Origin of the sequence: Paucibacter sp. Y2R2-4 (genome assembly GCF_025717535.1) — a bacterium.
Classification (GTDB): domain Bacteria; phylum Pseudomonadota; class Gammaproteobacteria; order Burkholderiales; family Burkholderiaceae_C; genus Paucibacter_A.
In genome coordinates, this window is sequence record NZ_JAJIRO010000002.1 from 854685 (window position 1) to 871254 (window position 16570).

16 protein-coding genes are annotated in these 16570 nt (G+C 64.2%); 5 read left to right on the forward strand and 11 right to left on the reverse strand.

All coding sequences use genetic code 11. The features are described from left to right. Positions 1–6: 6 nt before the first annotated feature. Positions 7–1140: an ABC transporter substrate-binding protein gene (locus LNV06_RS10645; RefSeq protein ID WP_263538220.1), complete on the reverse strand. Its 1134-nt coding sequence runs from the start codon at positions 1138–1140 to the stop codon at positions 7–9. Positions 1141–1447: 307 nt separating this feature from the next. Here LNV06_RS10645 and LNV06_RS10650 point away from each other — a divergent pair, with 307 nt between their 5' ends. Then, positions 1448–2074, forward strand: coding sequence for a hypothetical protein (locus LNV06_RS10650; protein WP_318013473.1), 627 nt, complete (start codon positions 1448–1450; stop codon positions 2072–2074). A 10-nt stretch (positions 2075–2084) separates the two neighbouring features. Here the strand turns inward: LNV06_RS10650 and LNV06_RS10655 are convergent, their stop codons facing one another. After that, positions 2085–2654, reverse strand: coding sequence for an SRPBCC family protein (locus LNV06_RS10655; protein ID WP_263538221.1), 570 nt, complete (start codon positions 2652–2654; stop codon positions 2085–2087). 3 nt (positions 2655–2657) lie between these two features. Next, positions 2658–3272, reverse strand: a complete 615-nt coding sequence (locus LNV06_RS10660) for a 3-hydroxyanthranilate 3,4-dioxygenase (protein ID WP_263538222.1) — start codon at positions 3270–3272, stop codon at positions 2658–2660. A gap of 79 nt (positions 3273–3351) precedes the next feature. Here LNV06_RS10660 and LNV06_RS10665 point away from each other — a divergent pair, with 79 nt between their 5' ends. Next, positions 3352–4419 (forward strand): LysR family transcriptional regulator, encoded by a 1068-nt coding sequence (locus LNV06_RS10665; protein WP_263538223.1) that lies wholly within the window; start codon positions 3352–3354, stop codon positions 4417–4419. Here LNV06_RS10665 and LNV06_RS10670 read toward each other — a convergent pair. The 5 genes from LNV06_RS10670 to LNV06_RS10690 are packed head-to-tail and all read right to left on the reverse strand — an operon-like array spanning position 4409 to position 9724. Then, positions 4409–5233, reverse strand: coding sequence for an aspartate dehydrogenase (locus LNV06_RS10670; RefSeq protein WP_263538224.1), 825 nt, complete (start codon positions 5231–5233; stop codon positions 4409–4411). The two genes, LNV06_RS10665 and LNV06_RS10670, sit on opposite strands and share 11 nt — an antisense overlap. Beyond that, complete coding sequence (locus LNV06_RS10675) at positions 5230–6045, reverse strand: FAD binding domain-containing protein (RefSeq protein ID WP_263538225.1); 816 nt, start codon at positions 6043–6045, stop codon at positions 5230–5232. The genes LNV06_RS10670 and LNV06_RS10675 overlap by 4 nt, the downstream gene beginning before the upstream one ends. Beyond that, positions 6032–6523: a (2Fe-2S)-binding protein gene (locus LNV06_RS10680; RefSeq protein WP_263538226.1), complete on the reverse strand. Its 492-nt coding sequence runs from the start codon at positions 6521–6523 to the stop codon at positions 6032–6034. The genes LNV06_RS10675 and LNV06_RS10680 overlap by 14 nt, the downstream gene beginning before the upstream one ends. 5 nt (positions 6524–6528) lie before the next feature. Beyond that, on the reverse strand, positions 6529–7488 hold the full coding sequence (locus LNV06_RS10685) for a dihydrodipicolinate synthase family protein (protein ID WP_263538227.1): 960 nt from the start codon (positions 7486–7488) through the stop codon (positions 6529–6531). 22 nt (positions 7489–7510) lie between these two features. Further along, complete coding sequence (locus LNV06_RS10690; RefSeq protein ID WP_263538228.1) at positions 7511–9724, reverse strand: xanthine dehydrogenase family protein molybdopterin-binding subunit; 2214 nt, start codon at positions 9722–9724, stop codon at positions 7511–7513. A gap of 290 nt (positions 9725–10014) precedes the next feature. Here LNV06_RS10690 and LNV06_RS10695 point away from each other — a divergent pair, with 290 nt between their 5' ends. Next, positions 10015–11157 (forward strand): porin, encoded by a 1143-nt coding sequence (locus tag LNV06_RS10695; protein WP_263538229.1) that lies wholly within the window; start codon positions 10015–10017, stop codon positions 11155–11157. Positions 11158–11196: 39 nt separating this feature from the next. Continuing rightward, positions 11197–12744 carry a methyl-accepting chemotaxis protein gene (locus tag LNV06_RS10700; protein WP_263538230.1) on the forward strand — a complete coding sequence of 516 codons (1548 nt, stop codon included), beginning with the start codon at positions 11197–11199 and terminating at the stop codon, positions 12742–12744. 430 nt (positions 12745–13174) lie between these two features. On the opposite strand, the gene LNV06_RS10705 is transcribed toward LNV06_RS10700, so the two are convergent. Further along, a complete protein-coding gene (locus LNV06_RS10705) occupies positions 13175–13678 on the reverse strand; it encodes a hypothetical protein (RefSeq protein WP_263538231.1) in 504 nt (167 codons plus the stop codon). A 41-nt stretch (positions 13679–13719) separates the two neighbouring features. Further along, the gene (locus LNV06_RS10710) at positions 13720–14607 is read right to left on the reverse strand and encodes a GntR family transcriptional regulator (protein WP_263538232.1); all 888 of its coding nucleotides are present in this window, start codon (positions 14605–14607) and stop codon (positions 13720–13722) included. 312 nt (positions 14608–14919) lie between these two features. On the opposite strand from LNV06_RS10710, the gene LNV06_RS10715 reads away from it, so the two are divergent. Beyond that, positions 14920–15390 carry a VOC family protein gene (locus LNV06_RS10715; RefSeq protein WP_263538233.1) on the forward strand — a complete coding sequence of 157 codons (471 nt, stop codon included), beginning with the start codon at positions 14920–14922 and terminating at the stop codon, positions 15388–15390. Positions 15391–15399: 9 nt separating this feature from the next. Here the strand turns inward: LNV06_RS10715 and LNV06_RS10720 are convergent, their stop codons facing one another. Continuing rightward, positions 15400–16362, reverse strand: a complete 963-nt coding sequence (locus LNV06_RS10720; protein ID WP_263538234.1) for a 2-hydroxyacid dehydrogenase — start codon at positions 16360–16362, stop codon at positions 15400–15402. Positions 16363–16570 lie beyond the last annotated feature (208 nt).

Genomic DNA, 16570 nt, shown 5'->3' on the forward strand with positions numbered 1-16570 from the left:
CGCCCCTTATTTGTCGCCCTTGAGCTCCACAAACTTGGGCTGGGCGCCCGAACCCATGCCGACGTTGAGCTGAAAGCCGCCCAGATCCTGCGACCCCAGATGTGCCAGTGACTCCAGCACCGAGGCTCGGGTCAGTGGCGCCTTGGCATGGCGCAGGCCTTCGACCATGATGCGGGCGGCGATAAAGCCCTCCAAGCTGATCGAATCAAACTGCTTTTCGCCCGCTTGACGCATGGCTTGTTGATAAGCCGCCACCACGGGCACGGCGGCGTCCGTCGGGTCCGGCACCACTTGGGCCATCGTCACGCCCTTCAAGCTTTTGCCCAAGGCCTCTCGCAAGGGCTCAAGACCTGCAAAGGACAAGGTATAGAAATGACCGCGGTAGTTCAGGCCGCGCGCCGACTTCACAAAGGCCGCGCAAGTGGCATAGGTGCTGACCATGAAGATCGCGTCGGCCTTGGATTTGCGCACCAGTTCGGTGGCGACATCGGCCACGCTCTCGGTGTTGCGCTTGACGGTGGCGCTGGCCAAGACCTGAATGCCCTGCTCCGTCGCCGCCGCCTTGATGGCCTCTAGCCCCGAGCGGCCAAACATATCGGCCTGATACATCACATTGACCGTGCGCACTCCCGCCGCTTTCATGGCCTGCACCATCTTGCGGCCTTCGTCGGCATAGCTGGCCCGTACATTGAAGACATAGGGGCTGGGGGGCTCGCGCAGCACCTCAGAGCCGGTATAGGCGCCAACAAAAGCGACCTTGGCGCGCCGCACATAGGGCAAGGCCACAAAGCTGGTGGGCGTGCCGACATAGCCGAACAAGGCCAGAGTGCGCGGGTCATCAAGCAGTTGCCGGGTGTTGGCCTCGGCTCGCTCGGTCTCGTAGGCATCGTCGAGCAAGTTCAAGGCGATCATCGCGCCGCCGACACCGCCCTGCCGGTTCAGCTGAGTGAAATGAGCTTGGGCGCCGACATGAAAGCGCCGCCCCAAAAAGGCCGCCGGGCCACTGAGCGCGGCCGAGCCACCGAGGTAGATCACCGACGCCGGCCGGCTGGCACCACCGCTGCTGCCTGAAACCTCGGCGTCCGATTCGGCGCGCGCAAGGGAGCCCAGCGTCAGGCCAACAGGCCAAAGCGAGCTCAAGAGAAAGGTCCGGCGGCGCCTTAGCATGGGTATCGTCGCAATGGCCTAGGGGTTGGCGGGGGGGATTGAGCGCAGTCTACGTCCTCGCCCAGCCTGGTGCCAGGTCTTGCCTGCATCGAGACCTTTTTGGACTCGCATGCCGCACAAATCAGCGGGCCCAGCGCGGCCACTTTGACCTTGGTCAGACTTTGTTCAGATGCCATCGCCATGCTGGGCCTGCGTCACTTGAGCGTCATTGAGCGCGGTCACGCTGCCGTCATGCAGCTTTCCTGCCCCCCATCTCATCTGCCAACAAGGAACTTCCGAGATGCTCTTGCATGACTTCCACCAAAAAATCGAAACCCTGCGCTGGGACGACCACCGCTACTACCACCAGTGCCGCATCAACCAGACCCTGCACCTGATCAGCGCGATCAGCTTTTTGTGCGCCTATGGCCTGCTCTTCATCGACCCGGCCGCGGCCGGCATCATCGGCTGGACCATCGGCATGGTGACGCGACAATCGGGTCATATCTTTTTCGAACCGCGCGGCTATGACCATATCAACCAGGCCAGCGACGCCCACAAAGAGGCCATCAAAGTGGGCTTCAATATGCGGCGCAAGGCGGTGTTGATTGGCGTTTGGCTCGCCTTGCCCTTGGCTTTGTGGGCCAGCCCCAGCTTGTTCGGGCTCATCACGCCCAGCCACAGCTGGCAGGGCTGGGTGCACGATGTGGGTCTGAGCTGGTTGGCACTGGGCGCCGCCGGCTTGCTGGCGCGCACCCTGCATCTGTTCTTCTTGCGCAGCCCGGCTTGGGGCCTGGCCTGGGCTGCCAAAATCATCAGCGACCCATTTCACAACGTGGCGATCTACTGGCGCTCGCCCATCGCCCTGCTGCGCGGCCAGCGCCTGGACCCGATGAGCGAAGGCGCGCCGAAGTCCAGCGCTGCCTGAGCCGCAAAGCTCAGGACTGCGCCCCAGCTTGGCCGCCGCGCCACAGCGCCAGCAGCCAGGCCCGCAGACGCGCCAGCCAACCGAGCCCGAGTTCAGGCTGCGCAGCCGGGCTGGGTTCGGCCAGGGCCGAGACAGAGGCCACGCTCAGCTGCGCCTCAAAGCGCTGAAAAAACTCGCCAATGATTTTTTGCGCAGCGGCGTCCACCACCCGCGAGCCGATCTGCGCCAGCTTGCCGCCGATCTGCACATCGGCGCTGTAGCTGAGGCGGCAGCTCTGTGCGGACAAAGCTTCCAGACTCACCGCCGCGCGGCCCTTGCCAAAGCCCGCCACGCCGCCCTGCCCTTCAAACTGCACGGCATAGCTTTGTGGTGCCACCACGTCTTGCATCTGTAGCGTGGCCTTGAAGCGCGCCCGCACCGGGCCCACCGCCGCCATCACCACCAGCTGCAGCTGGTCATCGGCGCTGCGCTGCAGCGATTCGCAACCGGGGATGCAGGCCTGCAGCACCGCGTCGTCATTCAGCGCCGCCCAGGCTTGCGCCTGCGAGCAAGGCAGCTCGCGTTGGTTTTCGATCTTCATGGTTCAGGCCTCCTGCGGTGACAGCGGCGCGAGTGGCGACAGCGGCACGGCGGCATGTGGGTGTTTTTTCGCGATCACGCCGTGCCAGCTGCGCCAGTCGCGGCCGGGATGAACTTCGCCGCAAGATGCACAGGTGCGCGAGGCTTCATCGCTGGAATAGAACTGCTGATACAGCGGCGGCAAGTCGCCAACAATGCTTTGCAGCTGCACCGCGTGGCGCTGGATCAGGCCGCCGCAATGGGCGCAATACCACTGGAAGGCATCAAGGCTGCCGGGCGCGCGCTGACGTTCGATCACGGTGCAAAGACTGCCAGCCTCGGGGCGCTGCGGCGAATGCTGAACATGGGCCGGCAGCAAAAAGACATCGCCCTCTTTCAAGTCAACCCGCTCGAACTGGCCGCGGTCCCAGAGGATCAGATGGGCATTGCCCTTGAGCTGGTGAAAGAACTCCTCGTGCGGATCGTCGTGAAAGTCGGTGCGCTGGTTGGGTCCACCCACCACGGTGCAGATGAAGTCCGCGTCTTGCCAGATTTGCTGGTTGCCCACCGGCGGCTTCAGCTCGGCGGCATGGTCCGCAATCCAGCGGGAGAAGTTCAAGGGACGTCCGTATTTCAGCATGATGGGCTTTCTATGGAAGTGGATTGTGAAGGAGGCCCAAGGCCGAACTGACGTCGCCCTGGGTATGATGCGGCCGCCCATGTCCAAGGACGACTTCAAAATTCAAATGCCCGTGCTCAGCGGCGCAAAGCCCGCCAAGAGCAGCACGGCGCGCCCGGCCAATGTCTCGCTGAAACAGCTGCGCGGCTTTGCGGCCGTGGCGCGCGAGGGCAGCTTCACGCGAGCTGCGCAAACGCTGTTCCTCAGCCAATCGGCACTGTCGGCGCTGATCCGCGGGCTGGAGAGCGAGCTGGGCCTGCGCCTGTTTGACCGCACCACGCGGCGCCTGGAGCTGACCGAAGCTGCGCAGGAGTTGCTGCCGGCCGTGCAGCGCCTGCTGGCCGATCTGGACCGGGTGGCCGGTGATTTGCGTGATGTGGCCGAGCGCCGCCGTGGCCGGGTGCGCCTGGGCACCACGCCTTTGTTGGCCGCCAGCCTGATGCCGGGCTTGATGCAGAGCTTCAGCCAGCGTTACCCCGAGATTGAGCTGACGCTGATGGATGCCAGCACCGACCAGCTGCTGGCCGCCTTGCGCCAAGGCGAGCTGGATTTGCTGCTCTCCACCTTTGACCAAAACGAGCCCGACCTCAGCGCCGAGGCGCTGCTGCGAGACCCCATGGTGGCGGTCTGCAACCGCGCCCATGCGCTGCAAGCCTTCGGAATGAAAGGCACGCTGCCGAACAGTCTGGACTGGGCCGACCTGCTGGACCAGCCTTTGCTGCTGCTGCGCGAAGGCAGCGGTTTGCGCGCCCTGGTGGAACGCTGCTTTGCGCCGCTGGGCGGTGCGCCCAAGCCGGCGCAAGAGGTCAGCCATATCGCTACCGCCATGGCCATGGCCGCGGCCGGCCTGGGCCTGGCGATCCTGCCGGCCTATGCCCTGAAAGTGTCGACGCTGCAACATGGCAACGACTTGCTGGGCCTGCCTCTGAACAAGCCGGCCGTGGCCCGCGAGGTCTCGCTGGCGCATTTGCAGCAGCGCTCGCTGTCGCCGGCGGCGCTGGCGATGCAAGAGCATCTGCGTGAGCAACTGAGCTTGGCCGAGGGCGCACATCAGCTGGGTTCGAGCGGCAAAAAGATCAAAGCCAAGGCCAGCAGCGTCAAACGCTGAGGCGAGCACGCCGACTCAAGATGCTGCGAATCACGCTATAGGGCGTGACCAGCGAGGTCTTGGGGTTGTCGGGCGAGGCCGCGTTGTCCAGTCTGAGCTTGATGGCGCCTGCCGCACCCTCGGCCTCGATTTCATGCACATTGCCGGCCAGGCCGGGGTCGGCCACCAACTCCACAAAAGTGCCTTCCATGCCCAAGGTGCACAGGGCCAGAGTGGCGGCCACATTCGCGTTCTTGGGGTACTGGGCAGCGGCCTCGCGTGCTGTGCCACGGAAGAACACCGTGGGCTCGGAGATAGCGGCCAGATCCAGCAAAGCCTCGGCCGGCGTACCGCGCCAGGCCAGCGGCGGCTTGCTCGAGCGCAGGCACACCCGGCTCAAGCCCGCCATGCGCGCGGCTTGCAAATAATCCAAGCCCGCTAACGCGCCCGAGGGCAGCAGCAACTGCCGTCCCGCCTCGGCTGCGGCCTGCTCCAACTCGGCTTGCAAGATCGCGTCCGACAAGACGCCCACTGAGACCAGCAGCAGGTCACAACCGGCTCGCAGCACCGCTGCGCCATGCGCCTTGACGGCACCATGGCCGGCGGCCTCCACCACCAACTCAGGCTCCAGGGCCAGCAAGGCCGGCAAGCTGGTGACCACCGGCAGGTCCAGCCCAGCGCCCTCCTCCACATGCTGACACATGGCACCGACCAGTTGCACGCCCTCGCCGCGACGCTGCAGCAGCTCATGGGCGATGACGCGGCCAATGGCGCCCAGGCCGATCAGCGCGACGCGCACCGGAGCCTGGGTCTTGTGTTGATGGGTATTGCTCATGACTGTTTCTCCAACAATGCTTGTTGCACCACCCGGCCCGCCAGAACGGCAGCCAAATGGGATCGGTAATCGGCCTCGGCATGGATGTCGCTGGACATCAAGCCCTCGTCCACCCGCAGGCCACGCAAGGCCTCGGGTCTGAAATCTCGGCTCAGCGCTTGCTCAAACGCGGGCAATCGCACCGCGCCTTGGGCGGTGCCGGTCAGAGCCACACGCACCTGGCCGTCCTCGGCCTGGGCGATGGCCACGCCCACGAGGGCAAAGCGCGAAGCCATCTGCTCAAACTTTTGATAGGCCATGCGGCGCGGCTTGCGAATGCGCACACTGCACAAAATCTCATCGGGCTCCAACGCGGTGCCGAACAAGCCCGTGAAGTAATCGTCCACCTCAATGGCGCGGCGATCGGTCTGCAGCGTGGCGCCCAGAGCCAGCATGCCGGCCGGCCAGCAGGCTGCAGGGTCGGCATTGGCCAACGAGCCGCCCAGCGTGCCCATGCTGCGCACCTGCTCGTCAGCGATGTGGCCGGCGAGAGTCGCCAAGCCCGGCGAGAAGCGGCGCAAGGCTGGGCTGGCGGCCAGCTCCGCATGGGTCTGCATGGCGCCCAGTTGCAAATGGCCAGCACTGGGCTCGCTGAACTGCTTCAGCTCCGCCACGCCGCCCAGATCGATCAGGCGCGCCGGCGCCATCAGGCCCAGCTTCATGGCGCCGAGCAGGCTCTGGCCGCCGGCGATCAGCTTGCTGTCGACCCCGTCGCGCAGCCAGGCCAGGGCCTGGGGCAGGCTCTCGGCGCGGCAGTAGTCAAAGTCTTGCATCTCGCCCGCCTCCTTGCGCTGAGGCCAGCCATTCGCAGATGGCGGCGACGATGCCCTCGTAGCCGGTGCAGCGGCACAGATTGCCGGCCAGCGCGCGGCGCACCGCCTCCGGCTCGGCCGGCACGCCTTCGCGCTGCATGGCCACGGCGCGCATCAACATGCCCGGCGTGCAAAAGCCACATTGCAAGGCATGGTGGCGCGAGAAGGCCTCTTGCAGCGCATGCAGTTGCTCGCCCTCCGCCACACCCTCGGCCAAGCCCTCCACCGTTTCCACACGGGCACCGCAGGCCTGCAGGGCCAAGACATTGCAGCTTTTGACGGCGCGGCCATTCATCACCACGGTACAAGCCCCGCATTGGGCGGTGTCGCAGCCTTGGTTGGTGCCGGTGAGCTTCAGCTGATCGCGTAAGACCTCGATCAAGAGGCTGGCCGAGCGCGGCTGAAGTTGGGCCGGGCGGCCGTTGACATGCAGCTCCATGCGGCTCAACCCAGCTTCAGGCCACTGCGGGCGAATTGCTCGCGGATCAGGGCGCGCTCGTCTTCAGTGAGTTGCAGCAGGGGGCGACGCACCGGCCCGCCCACCTGGCCCAGCAACTCCAGCCAATACTTGCTGTGCGCCTGCGGCTTGCCTTTGGGCTTGCTGGCCTTGAAGGCCTGGCGGGCCGATTCCAGGCTGTCGCGCACCACGCGAGCCTCCGCGAACTTGCCTTCAAAAGCCAAGCGGGTGTAGTCGTTGATGCGCTGATCGGCGGCGGTCTGCAGCAGCAGCGGCGGCGTTGAGCACAAATACAGACGCCAGCCCAGCTCCTCGATATTGTCCAGCCACTCTTCCTCGGAGGCGGTGCTGACCTGGATTTTGTCGCCCACCAAACGGCTCAATTCGACGTACATCTCACGCGGCACGCTGTACTTGATGGCCACGATATTGGGCAGCTCGGCGATGCGGGCGCAGAGCTGAGGGCTCATCAAATAGCCGCAGTCGGGATGGTTCCACATGGCGATGCCGATATTGAGCTGCTCGCTGATGTGGCGGTAGTACTCGTAAATCGTCTCGTCGGTGTCGGCCCCGAAGTGCAGCACCGGGCTGTGCACCACGATCCAATCGGCACCGCAGGCCTCGGCGTGGCGACCCAGCTCCAGCACCGTGTCCAGATTGGTGTCGGAGCAAGACATCACCGTGCGCGAACCCTGGGCACGCGCCACTTCGGCCGCCAGCGTGAAGCTGCGCTTGCGTTCTTCCAGCGACATCGAGAAGAACTCGCCCTGCTTGCCGCAGACGAACAAGCCGCCCAGCTTGAGGGTGCCGGTCCAATGCGCGACATTGGCGCGAAAGCCTTCTTCGTCCACGCTGCCATCGGCCTTGAAGGGCGTCAGCATGGCGGCCCAAACGCCGGTGAAATGGGCTTTGGCATAGGCCTTGGCGTCTTGCTTGTTGTAGTTCATGGGGTCGCTGCTTTCTGAAATATCAAAGAGAAGAAGAGGGAGAGGCAGGCGCGGCTTGCATGGCGCGCCACAAGGCAGGAGCACTCAAGGGGAAGTCCAGCTGCGCCTCGGTGATACCGATCTGCGCCAGGGCGTCATGCGCGGCATTCAAGAGCGCCGCCGGCAGGCCGATGCAGCCGGCTTCGCCCACGCCCTTGGCGCCCAGCGCATTGGCGGCGCTGCGGGTAGGCAGGCTTTCGATGTGCACCGGCGGCATGTCTTCGGCGCGCGGCAAGGCGTAGTCCATCAGCGAGCCGGTGAGCAGTTGGCCGCTGTCGTCGTAAACGATTTTTTCCATCAGCGCCTGACCCAGGCCCTGGGCCAGGCCACCGATCAGCTGGCCGTGCACCAGGGTCGGGTGCACCAACACACCGGCGTCGTCGACCCAGACCACGTCCTTGATCGTGGGCGCGCCGGTGTCGCGGTCGATGTGCAGCTCCACCATCAGACAGCCGGAGGCCCAGGCTTCATTCGGCGCGGTATGAAAGAGCTCAACGGTGCAGGGACGCGGCGCGCCCTCAGCCAGCTTTTGCTTCAGTTCGGCCGCGGCGGCCAGGATGGCCGATCCGCCAATCGCAGTGCTGCGGCTGGCCAGGGCGCCAATGCCGGCCGGGCATTGCGCGGTGTCGCCATGCAGCACCTCGACCTCGCCGGGTGCGCAGCCCAAGGCTTCGGCTGCGATCAAAGAAAAAGCGGTCTCGCGCCCCTGGCCCTGCGCTGTAGCGCCGGTGGCCAGCAAATAGCCGCCACCTTCTAGCGCGGTCAGGCGCACACTCTCGCCGCCCTGGCCACAGGGCTCCACATAGAGGGCGATACCCAGGCCGGTGAGCGTACGAGCATCGCCTCGGACCGCTTGTTGGCGGGCTCGGCGCTCCGTGTAGTTGAACCGTTCGGCCGCCCGCAGCAAAAGCGCGCTCGGGTCGCAGCGGTCCAGCCATTCACCGCTGGGCAGCTGGCGCGGCAGGTCCTCGGCGGCCCAAACATTGGCCAGACGCAGGGCCAAGGGGTCGATGTCGCAGCGTCGCGCTGCCTCGTCCACCAAGCGTTCCATCAGGACACAGGCCTCGGGCCGGCCGGCACCCCGGTAAATACCCACGGCCGCTGCATGGCTCAACAAGCCCTCGGCCTGCACCTCTTGAGCCAGCACCCGGTAGGGGCCGGGCAGGATGCGGGTCGCATTGCGCAGCGGCGCAGCGGCGCTGAAGGGCAGCCAATGGCCCAGGGTGAATTGCATCTGCGCGGCCAGGCCTATGAATTGCGGGCTGCCGGGCGCCAACCATAATTGCCCCTGCAGCTGCGAGCCTCGGCCATGGGTGCCGGCCAGCAAGTCTTCGCCGCGACTGGCCAGCCATCGCATGGGGCGCTGCAAACGGAGCGCGGCCCAGGCCAGCATCAAGTCTTCGGCAAACACCGAGGCCTTGGCCCCAAAAGCGCCACCCACATCGGTGGCCACCACGCGCACCTGGGATTGGGCCAGCCCCAAGGCATGGGCCAGGTCCTCGCGGGCACGGCTGGGCGTTTGGGTGGACAGCCAGGCGCTCAGCGTTTGCGCGGCTTCGTCCCATTGCACAAGGGCAGCGCGCGGCTCCAAGGGGGATGCAGCCACGCGAGGCAGCCCCAGTTGTACCGCCGCGCTGGGCGCATGCTTGGGCAACTGACCGACAGCGATGTGCTGATGCAAAGCTTGACGGCTGGGCATGCCGGGGTAGAGCGTCTCGGCCGCCGAGTCCGGCGCAAAGTCCAGCACCGGGCTCAGGTCTTGGTAGTCCACCCAAATCAAATCGGCCGCAGCTTGGGCTTCTTGGCGAGAGTCGGCTAAGACCAGGGCCACCGGCGCGCCCACGGCCAACACCCGGTCCAGCGGCAACAACTCCGCTTGCGGCAAGCACATGCCCGGCAGCAAGGCGTTGACGCGCGGCTGACGCAGTCCGACAAAGTCCTCAGGCAAGAGCACCGCACGCACGCCGGGCAAAGCCAAGGCATCACTGGCTTCGATGGCCGTGATGCGGGCGTGAGCATGCGGGCTGCGCACAAAGACGGCGTGCAGCATGCCGGGCACTTGGCGGTTCGCCACAAAGCCGCCCTGGCCGCGCAGCAGGCGGGCGTCTTCACGACGCAGCAAGCCGCAAGCCGCCGAATCGCTGAGGGCTTGGGCGCCGCTAGGGTGCGCGGGAATCGAAGTGTCTGCATATGCCATGGGTGGCGATTGAAGCCGCAAGACGACATTTACACAAACGCATAATTTTTGTTGACTCAGTCAACAACTCAATAAATCAAGCAACAAGAAACAGCAAGCCCTCATCGTCGAAACAGTGCGCCGCTGAAGTGCGCCACTTCCAACAGGCCCCGCAGCCTCCGAGAGCTCAGAAAAAGAGCGCCGCACCGGATGCATCCGCGTGGCACGGCCGCAACGGGGTAGCAGCGGCCGCTATGCGCCTTGAATTTTTATGCACATAAATTTGTTTTTATGTATACATTGCGATATGTATGTATTCCATAAATTCAATTCAAAAGCCCGCCAACCGACGCTTGCAGGTCTCGCTTGGCCTGGTGTGGCTCGCCGCCTGCAGCACGGCAGTACAGGCCGGCGAGGCTGGGCAGTTGCAGGTCTATGGCTTTTTGAAAGCCAATCTGGAACAAGTACAGACCGCCGGCCCGGCAGCGCCTGGACCACTGCGGCGCGTCTCCAATGATTTGTCGGTGCTGGGCTTTCGCGCCAGCGAGGACCTGGGCGGCGCCTTGAGCGTTTGGGCTCAGATCGAGACCAATGTCAAAGTCGACACCGGCGAAGGCCCCTGGGGTGGACGCAATACCGGCATCGGCCTGCGCGGGCCTTGGGGCGAATGGCTGCTGGGCCAATGGGAAACGCCCTTGCGCTTTGTGTCGGTGTATGCGGTCGACCCCTTCACCGCCGGCATCTTTGCCTCCAACAGCATCATGGGCAATGGCTTCGTCACCGCGGGCAACGGCGCGAGCCCCAGCTCTTTTGACCGCCGTGCGCCCAATTTGCTGCAATACAGCAGCCCAAGCTGGGCCAGCACCTCCTTTAAGCTGGCCTACGCCTTGCCCGAGGAAAAGAGTCCCAGCCTCTCGCCCGACTTGATCTCGGCCCTGCTCAGCCATGTGCAGGGGCCGCTGATGCTGGCTTTGGGCCATGAGCGGCATCGCGACTACTTCCACGCTGGCAGCCAAGACTGGGCCACCCGCTTGGGCGCGAGCTACAGCTGGGGCAGCCTGCGATTGCGCGGCGCCTGGGAGCGTCTGCATTACCAGCCCCAGCCGGGCAAGACCTTGGAGCGCGATGCCTGGCAGTTGGCGCTCAGCGTCGACAGCAGCAGCGGCCAATGGCGCGCCAGCTATGTGAGGGGCGAGCGGGCGCGAGGCAATGCCAGCGTCGGTGTTGGCGGCATTGCCGCGCCAACACTCAGCAACAAAGACGGCAGCACCGCCCAACAAGTGTCGCTGGGCTATGGCCACCGCCTGTCGGCACGCAGCGAACTCTGGGTCGCCTGGACCCAGCTGAGCAATGGCGAATCAGCCCGCTACAACCTCGCCGCCAACCCGGTGCCCGGCCTGCAAGCGGGCCAAAGCCCGCGCGGCCTGGGCCTGGGCATGACGCACAAGTTCTGACCCCGCCCACCCCTCTCTCCTCCTGCCCCCAATTTGATGATGCGATTTAAGAACATAAGCGTGGCCCGCAAGCTCTGGATTGGCGCCCTGACCGCCCTGAGCTTGATGACGATATGCGCCTTGCTGAGCCAGCGCCATGCCGCACAGGCGATGCAGCAAGCCATGGACGAACTCGGCCGGCGCCAGCACAACATCACCTTGTCGACCCGCTGGGGCGGGGCGCTCGAGGCCAATATCCAACGCGTGCTGGCCATGGCGCTCAGCGATGAGCCCATGCTGAACAGCAGCTTTGTTGCGGCCCGCAAGCAAGCAACCGAACAGATTTCAAAGCTGCAGCAAGAGATCGATCAGAGCGCCAGCTCCGAAGAGGAACGACGAGCGCTGGCCTTGATCGCTGAACGCCGCAGCACCGTGGTGGCGGCGATGAAGAAAGTGGATGCACTGAAGAAGCAAAGCAGCGCCGCCACCTCGGCAGCGAGCGTTGTGCAAGCAGAGTTATTGCCTGGCGCAAGCGCCTATCTGGCCGCGTTGCAAGACTTTGTGAATCTGCAAATCCTGCTGGCCGAGCAGGCCGAAGCCTCGGCCCAGGCGGCGGCAAGCCGCGCCGCGCAACTGGGGTTGGGCGCGATGCTTTGTGTGTTTGGCCTCAGCCTATTGGGCGTGGCGCTGCTGGTGAAAAGCATCAGCCAACCCTTGGCCGAGGCGGTACGAGTGGCCGAGCGCATTGCCGCCGGCGATCTGCGAGCGCAGCACTTGCCCGAGCGCGGCGATGAGTTCGGCCGCTTGATGCGGGCGATGCGCGAGATGGGCAGCAAGTTGCGCGGCTTGGTCGATGAAGTAAGGCTGGGCGTGGATTCGGTCTCCACCGCCTCGATGCAGATCGCCAACGGCAACCAAGACCTGAGCCAGCGTACCGAGCAAACCGCCGCCAATTTGCAAGAAACTGCCAGCTCGATGGAGCAACTGACCGGTGCGGTACAGCAGTCCTCACAAACCGCGCAGCAGGCGATGCACATGGCAGACAGCGCCGCCGAGGCCGCCCTGCGCGGAGGCCAAGTGGTGGCCGATGTGGTGGCGGCCATGGGCGACATCAGCTTGAGCGCTCGTCGCATCGGAGACATTACCGGCGTCATCGACGGCATCGCTTTTCAGACCAATATCCTGGCCCTGAACGCGGCAGTAGAAGCTGCGCGAGCCGGTGAGCATGGCCGCGGTTTTGCCGTGGTGGCCAGCGAAGTGCGCGCCTTGGCGCAGCGCTCCGCCGAGGCGGCGCGTGAAATCAAAGGCTTGATTCAAAGCTCGCTCAGCACGGTGCGCTCAGGCGCCGAACTGGCCGAGCAATCGGGCACGGTGATGCGTGAAATCGTCGCCAATGCGCGCTCGGTCGCCAGCTTGGTCGGCACGGTGGCCACCGCCGCCAGCGAGCAAGGCGATGGCATCCAGCAAGTCAATCTGGCCATCAACCATTTGGACCGCATGACCCAGCAAAACGCCGCCTTGGTGGAGGAGTCGGCCGCGGCGGCCGGCGCCTTGGGCCAACAGTCGCTGCGCTTGGGCGAAGCCGTCGCGGTGTTCCAGCTGGCTTGAGTGGAAGGCAGGTCTGCCCTTAGGGCGCTGCGCTCATAATGCCGAATCTGCCCGGCTTGGCTCGGGCCTTGATTCATCAACATCGCCCACCCGCCGATGCGCAAGACACCGCCCTTGATTTTGAGCCTGACCCTGGCCGCCCTGAGTGCAAGCCACAGCGCCGCGCTGCCCACACCCCAATACTTGTCCATTGCAAAGTTCGAGCAATGCTTGGGCACACAGACCCAAGGCAGTTTTCAAAGCTGGTGCCTGCCAGCCAAGCCCGCAGCGAATTGCCCGTCAAGCAGTTGGCAGCAATTGCAAGCGCTCAGCGCCAGTGACCGGCTCCCGAACTGCCCGAGCACAAAACAAAAGACCGGTACCCAAGCGGCCTCAAGCCCAGCTTCTGCAGCTTCTGCAGCGGAGAACCCTCAGTAAGCCGAGACAAGCCTCAGCCCTGTTGCTGACGCTTGGCCACCCGGGCCTTGACATCATCGGGTGACCAGAACATCCAGGCCCGTTCGTTCATGTGCTCGCGGATCGCCTCGCTCTGGCCCTGGTTGACCTTGCCGGCCACCATGCCCAGCAAGACCTGGGTCTCAGCATTGGCCATGCCCAAGCCGATCAGGTCCTGCTTCAAGCGTGTCAGCACAATCTGACGGTAACGCTCAGAGGTGAAGAGTTTGTAGCGACCGGCCGGCACCTCATGCTCTTCTTGTAGCTGCGCCAGCTTGACGCCGGGTGTGTCCAGATAGGCCTTGACGTCCAGCGCCAGAACCTCGTTGCGGCCCAGATGAAAGGCCAGCATATCGATCTCGGGGCGAGGGCTGGATTGCTTGCCGATTTGCTTTTTCTCCTCCAGCGAGACATTCACCTTGAAGCCGCGGCGCACCCAAAAGCCCTCTTCTTCGAGCAAGGTGGCCACGATGTTTTCAAACTTTTCGATCATCATCATTGTCGGAATTCCTGTCATTCACGGGCTGCTCTGGCGCGGCTTCAGGCGCGCTTGCGCGGCGCGCTCACCGGTTGGGCTGGTTTCGCTGCTTTCGCTGCCGCAGCAGCCGGCCTCTTGACCACTTTGGCTGGCGCCTGGTCGGTGACTTTCTCCGCCGCCTTGCCTGCGCTTTTGCTTGCCAGCTTGGGCGCGCTCGCCGGCTTGGCCTTGCTTGCGGGCTTGCTTGCGGGCTTATTGACTGCCGAGCCGACATCTGACCCGGAAGCCGCAGGCGCTGCGCTGCCGCCCTCTTGCTGCTGACGCAAGAGATCAATCACATTGATGCTCAAGCGCGCCGTGTGATTGCGCATCGCTTCGTAAGAGGCTTCCGCGTCGCCGGCCTGAATGGCGGCCAGAATCGCCTGATGCTCGGCATGCGAGACCGACAAGCGGCGCTCAACCTTGGTCTGCGCGGCACGGAAGGGCGCCAGGCGCTCGCGCAAGCCGTCGAGCATGGCCGTCAGCGAACGGTTCTGCGCGCCGGCGCTGATCAGCTGGTGGAACTGGTGGTTGAGCTGCAAATAGCCGGCCTCGTCGCCGCGCGCCACACAGTCTTCGCTTTGCTGCTGCACCATGGCCAGCTGCTTCTTCTGCACCGCACTCATGCGCTCAGCGCTGATGCGGCAACACAGCGCATCCAGCTCCACCATGGCCTCCAGCATGTCGGACAGATCGGCCAGGCCAATGCTGCGCACGATGCCGCCTTTGCGCGGCTGCAGATCAATCAAGCCGCGCGCATGCAACTCGCGCAAGGCTTCACGGATCGGCGTCCGTGAAACCTGAAAGCGCTCGGCCAGCACCAACTCCTCCAGCTTCTGCCCAGGCGGCAGTTTGCCGCTGACGATGTCTTCGGTAAGGCTGCGGCAGATGCCTGAGGATGCATTTCCCATGAAAGTTCCTGCTGTGATTGAGCGTTACGCCAGGGAGTGAAAAGGGGCGAGAAGGGCCAAGAAAGCCCGCCACGGCAGCTAAGCCGTGGATTGGCTGCGATTCTAGCGGTGGCGCGCACAAGTGCTTTGCCAAAGCACATTGTTGCATACACATATTGTTTGATGTATACATGCGAACTATGCGGCGCGGGCGGCAATCCGGTGCGGGCCAGTCCTGCCATCAAACGATTGCCGAACCGCTGCTGCTGACTCCCCTCTCCCATCTCCTCAACCCAACGTCACTCCGACACTTTCTTAAAACTGGAGGCCATCATGGCTGGCAAGCTGCGTCATCTCGCAATTTCTGTACCCGACCCTTGGGCAGTAGCGCCCTTCTACGAGCAGGCGTTTGGCATGAAGAAGGTCGGCGAGACCGATTCTTCCTTGGCGCGCGGCGTCTACCTGAGCGACGGCGTGATGTGCGTCGCCCTGTTGAACTACAAGACCGACCAAGCTGCCGGCGATCGCGGACGTGACTATGTGGGTCTGCATCACATCGGCTTTTGGGTCGATGAAATCGGCCAAGCCCGTCAAGACTGCGAGGCCGCGGGCGGCAGCTATTACATGGGCGAAGTGCCCGTGAAGGGCAATATCTTTTACGAGGTGAAGTACAAAGACCCGAACGGCGTCATCATCGACCTCACCGATCACGGCTGGGGCGGTGCCGCCAAAGATGTGGTGGGCGCCTCTGAAGCGCCGGCCCTGCGCCATCCTGAGCTGAAGGCGAATCGAGACGGACTCTGAGCTTCTCGACTAAAGCGCAAGCGCGTTCGTCAATCCATTCGGCAGCTGACGCCCCGCAAAGCAGGCGTCAAGATTGGCCAACAGGCAATCAAGCTGCGCTCTTTGCGCTTCCGGCGAGCGACCCGACACATGCGGTGTCAACAGCACCTGAGGCATGCCGCGCAGCTCCGGCGGCACCTCGGGCTCTGTCTCCAGCACATCCAGTCCGGCGCCGGCGATCTCACCGGCTTGCAGGGCGGCGATCAAGTCGCCGGTGTGCAGCACCGAGCCGCGCGCGATATTGACCAGAAAGCCCTGCGGCCCCAAGGCCCGCAGCACCGGCCGGCGCACCAAATGCCGGGTGGCGTCGCCGCCGGGGCAGGCCAGCACCAGATAGTCGGATTGCTCGGCCAGGCCCAGTAAATCGTTGATATGGCGATAAGGCAAGTCAGCGCGCCGCTGGCGGGTGCAATAGGCCACCTGCATATCAAAACCCAGTGCTCGCTGTGCAATCTGCTGGCCGATATTGCCCATGCCCAACAGGCCAAGGCGACGGCCATTCAAGGTCGGGCGCTCGGCCCGGCTGCTGAGCCAGGCACCCGACTTCACCGCACGATCCAGCGGCACGATGCCGCGCGCCAAAGCCAGCATCAGCATCAAAGCATGGTCAGCCACCGTGGCGTTGTTGATGCCCGGCGCATGGCTGAGTTGAATGCCGCGTGCGCGTGCTGCGGCCACATCGATGCCTTCATAGCCAGAGCCAAACGCACTGATCAAACGCAGGCCCGGCAAAGCGTCCATGTGTTCTGCCTTCAAACCCACGCTGCCATTGCTGAGTACGGCATCCACCGCATGTCCTTGCAGGCGCACCCACAGCGCTTCGTTCGGCCCCTCCTGGGCTTCAATCACTCGGTAATGCCGCTCAAGCTCCGCCACAAAGGCAGGCTGCAAGGGAATCAAGATCAAGAGCGTGGGGCGGCTGTTTTCGCACATCAGGGCTTCTCCGGCATGACGGATTCCGCACCACACAGCCATTGCGCAGCATCGACACCCGCCCAGACTCAGGAGATACCCTGAATCGCTTGTTATGTATACATGGCAATGTTATTGTATTCAAAACACGCAAGCAAGACAGCAAAGCCAGACAGCGATTCGACCGCTGAATCGACTGTTCTGCGAGCTTGCAAACCTCCCACCGCTA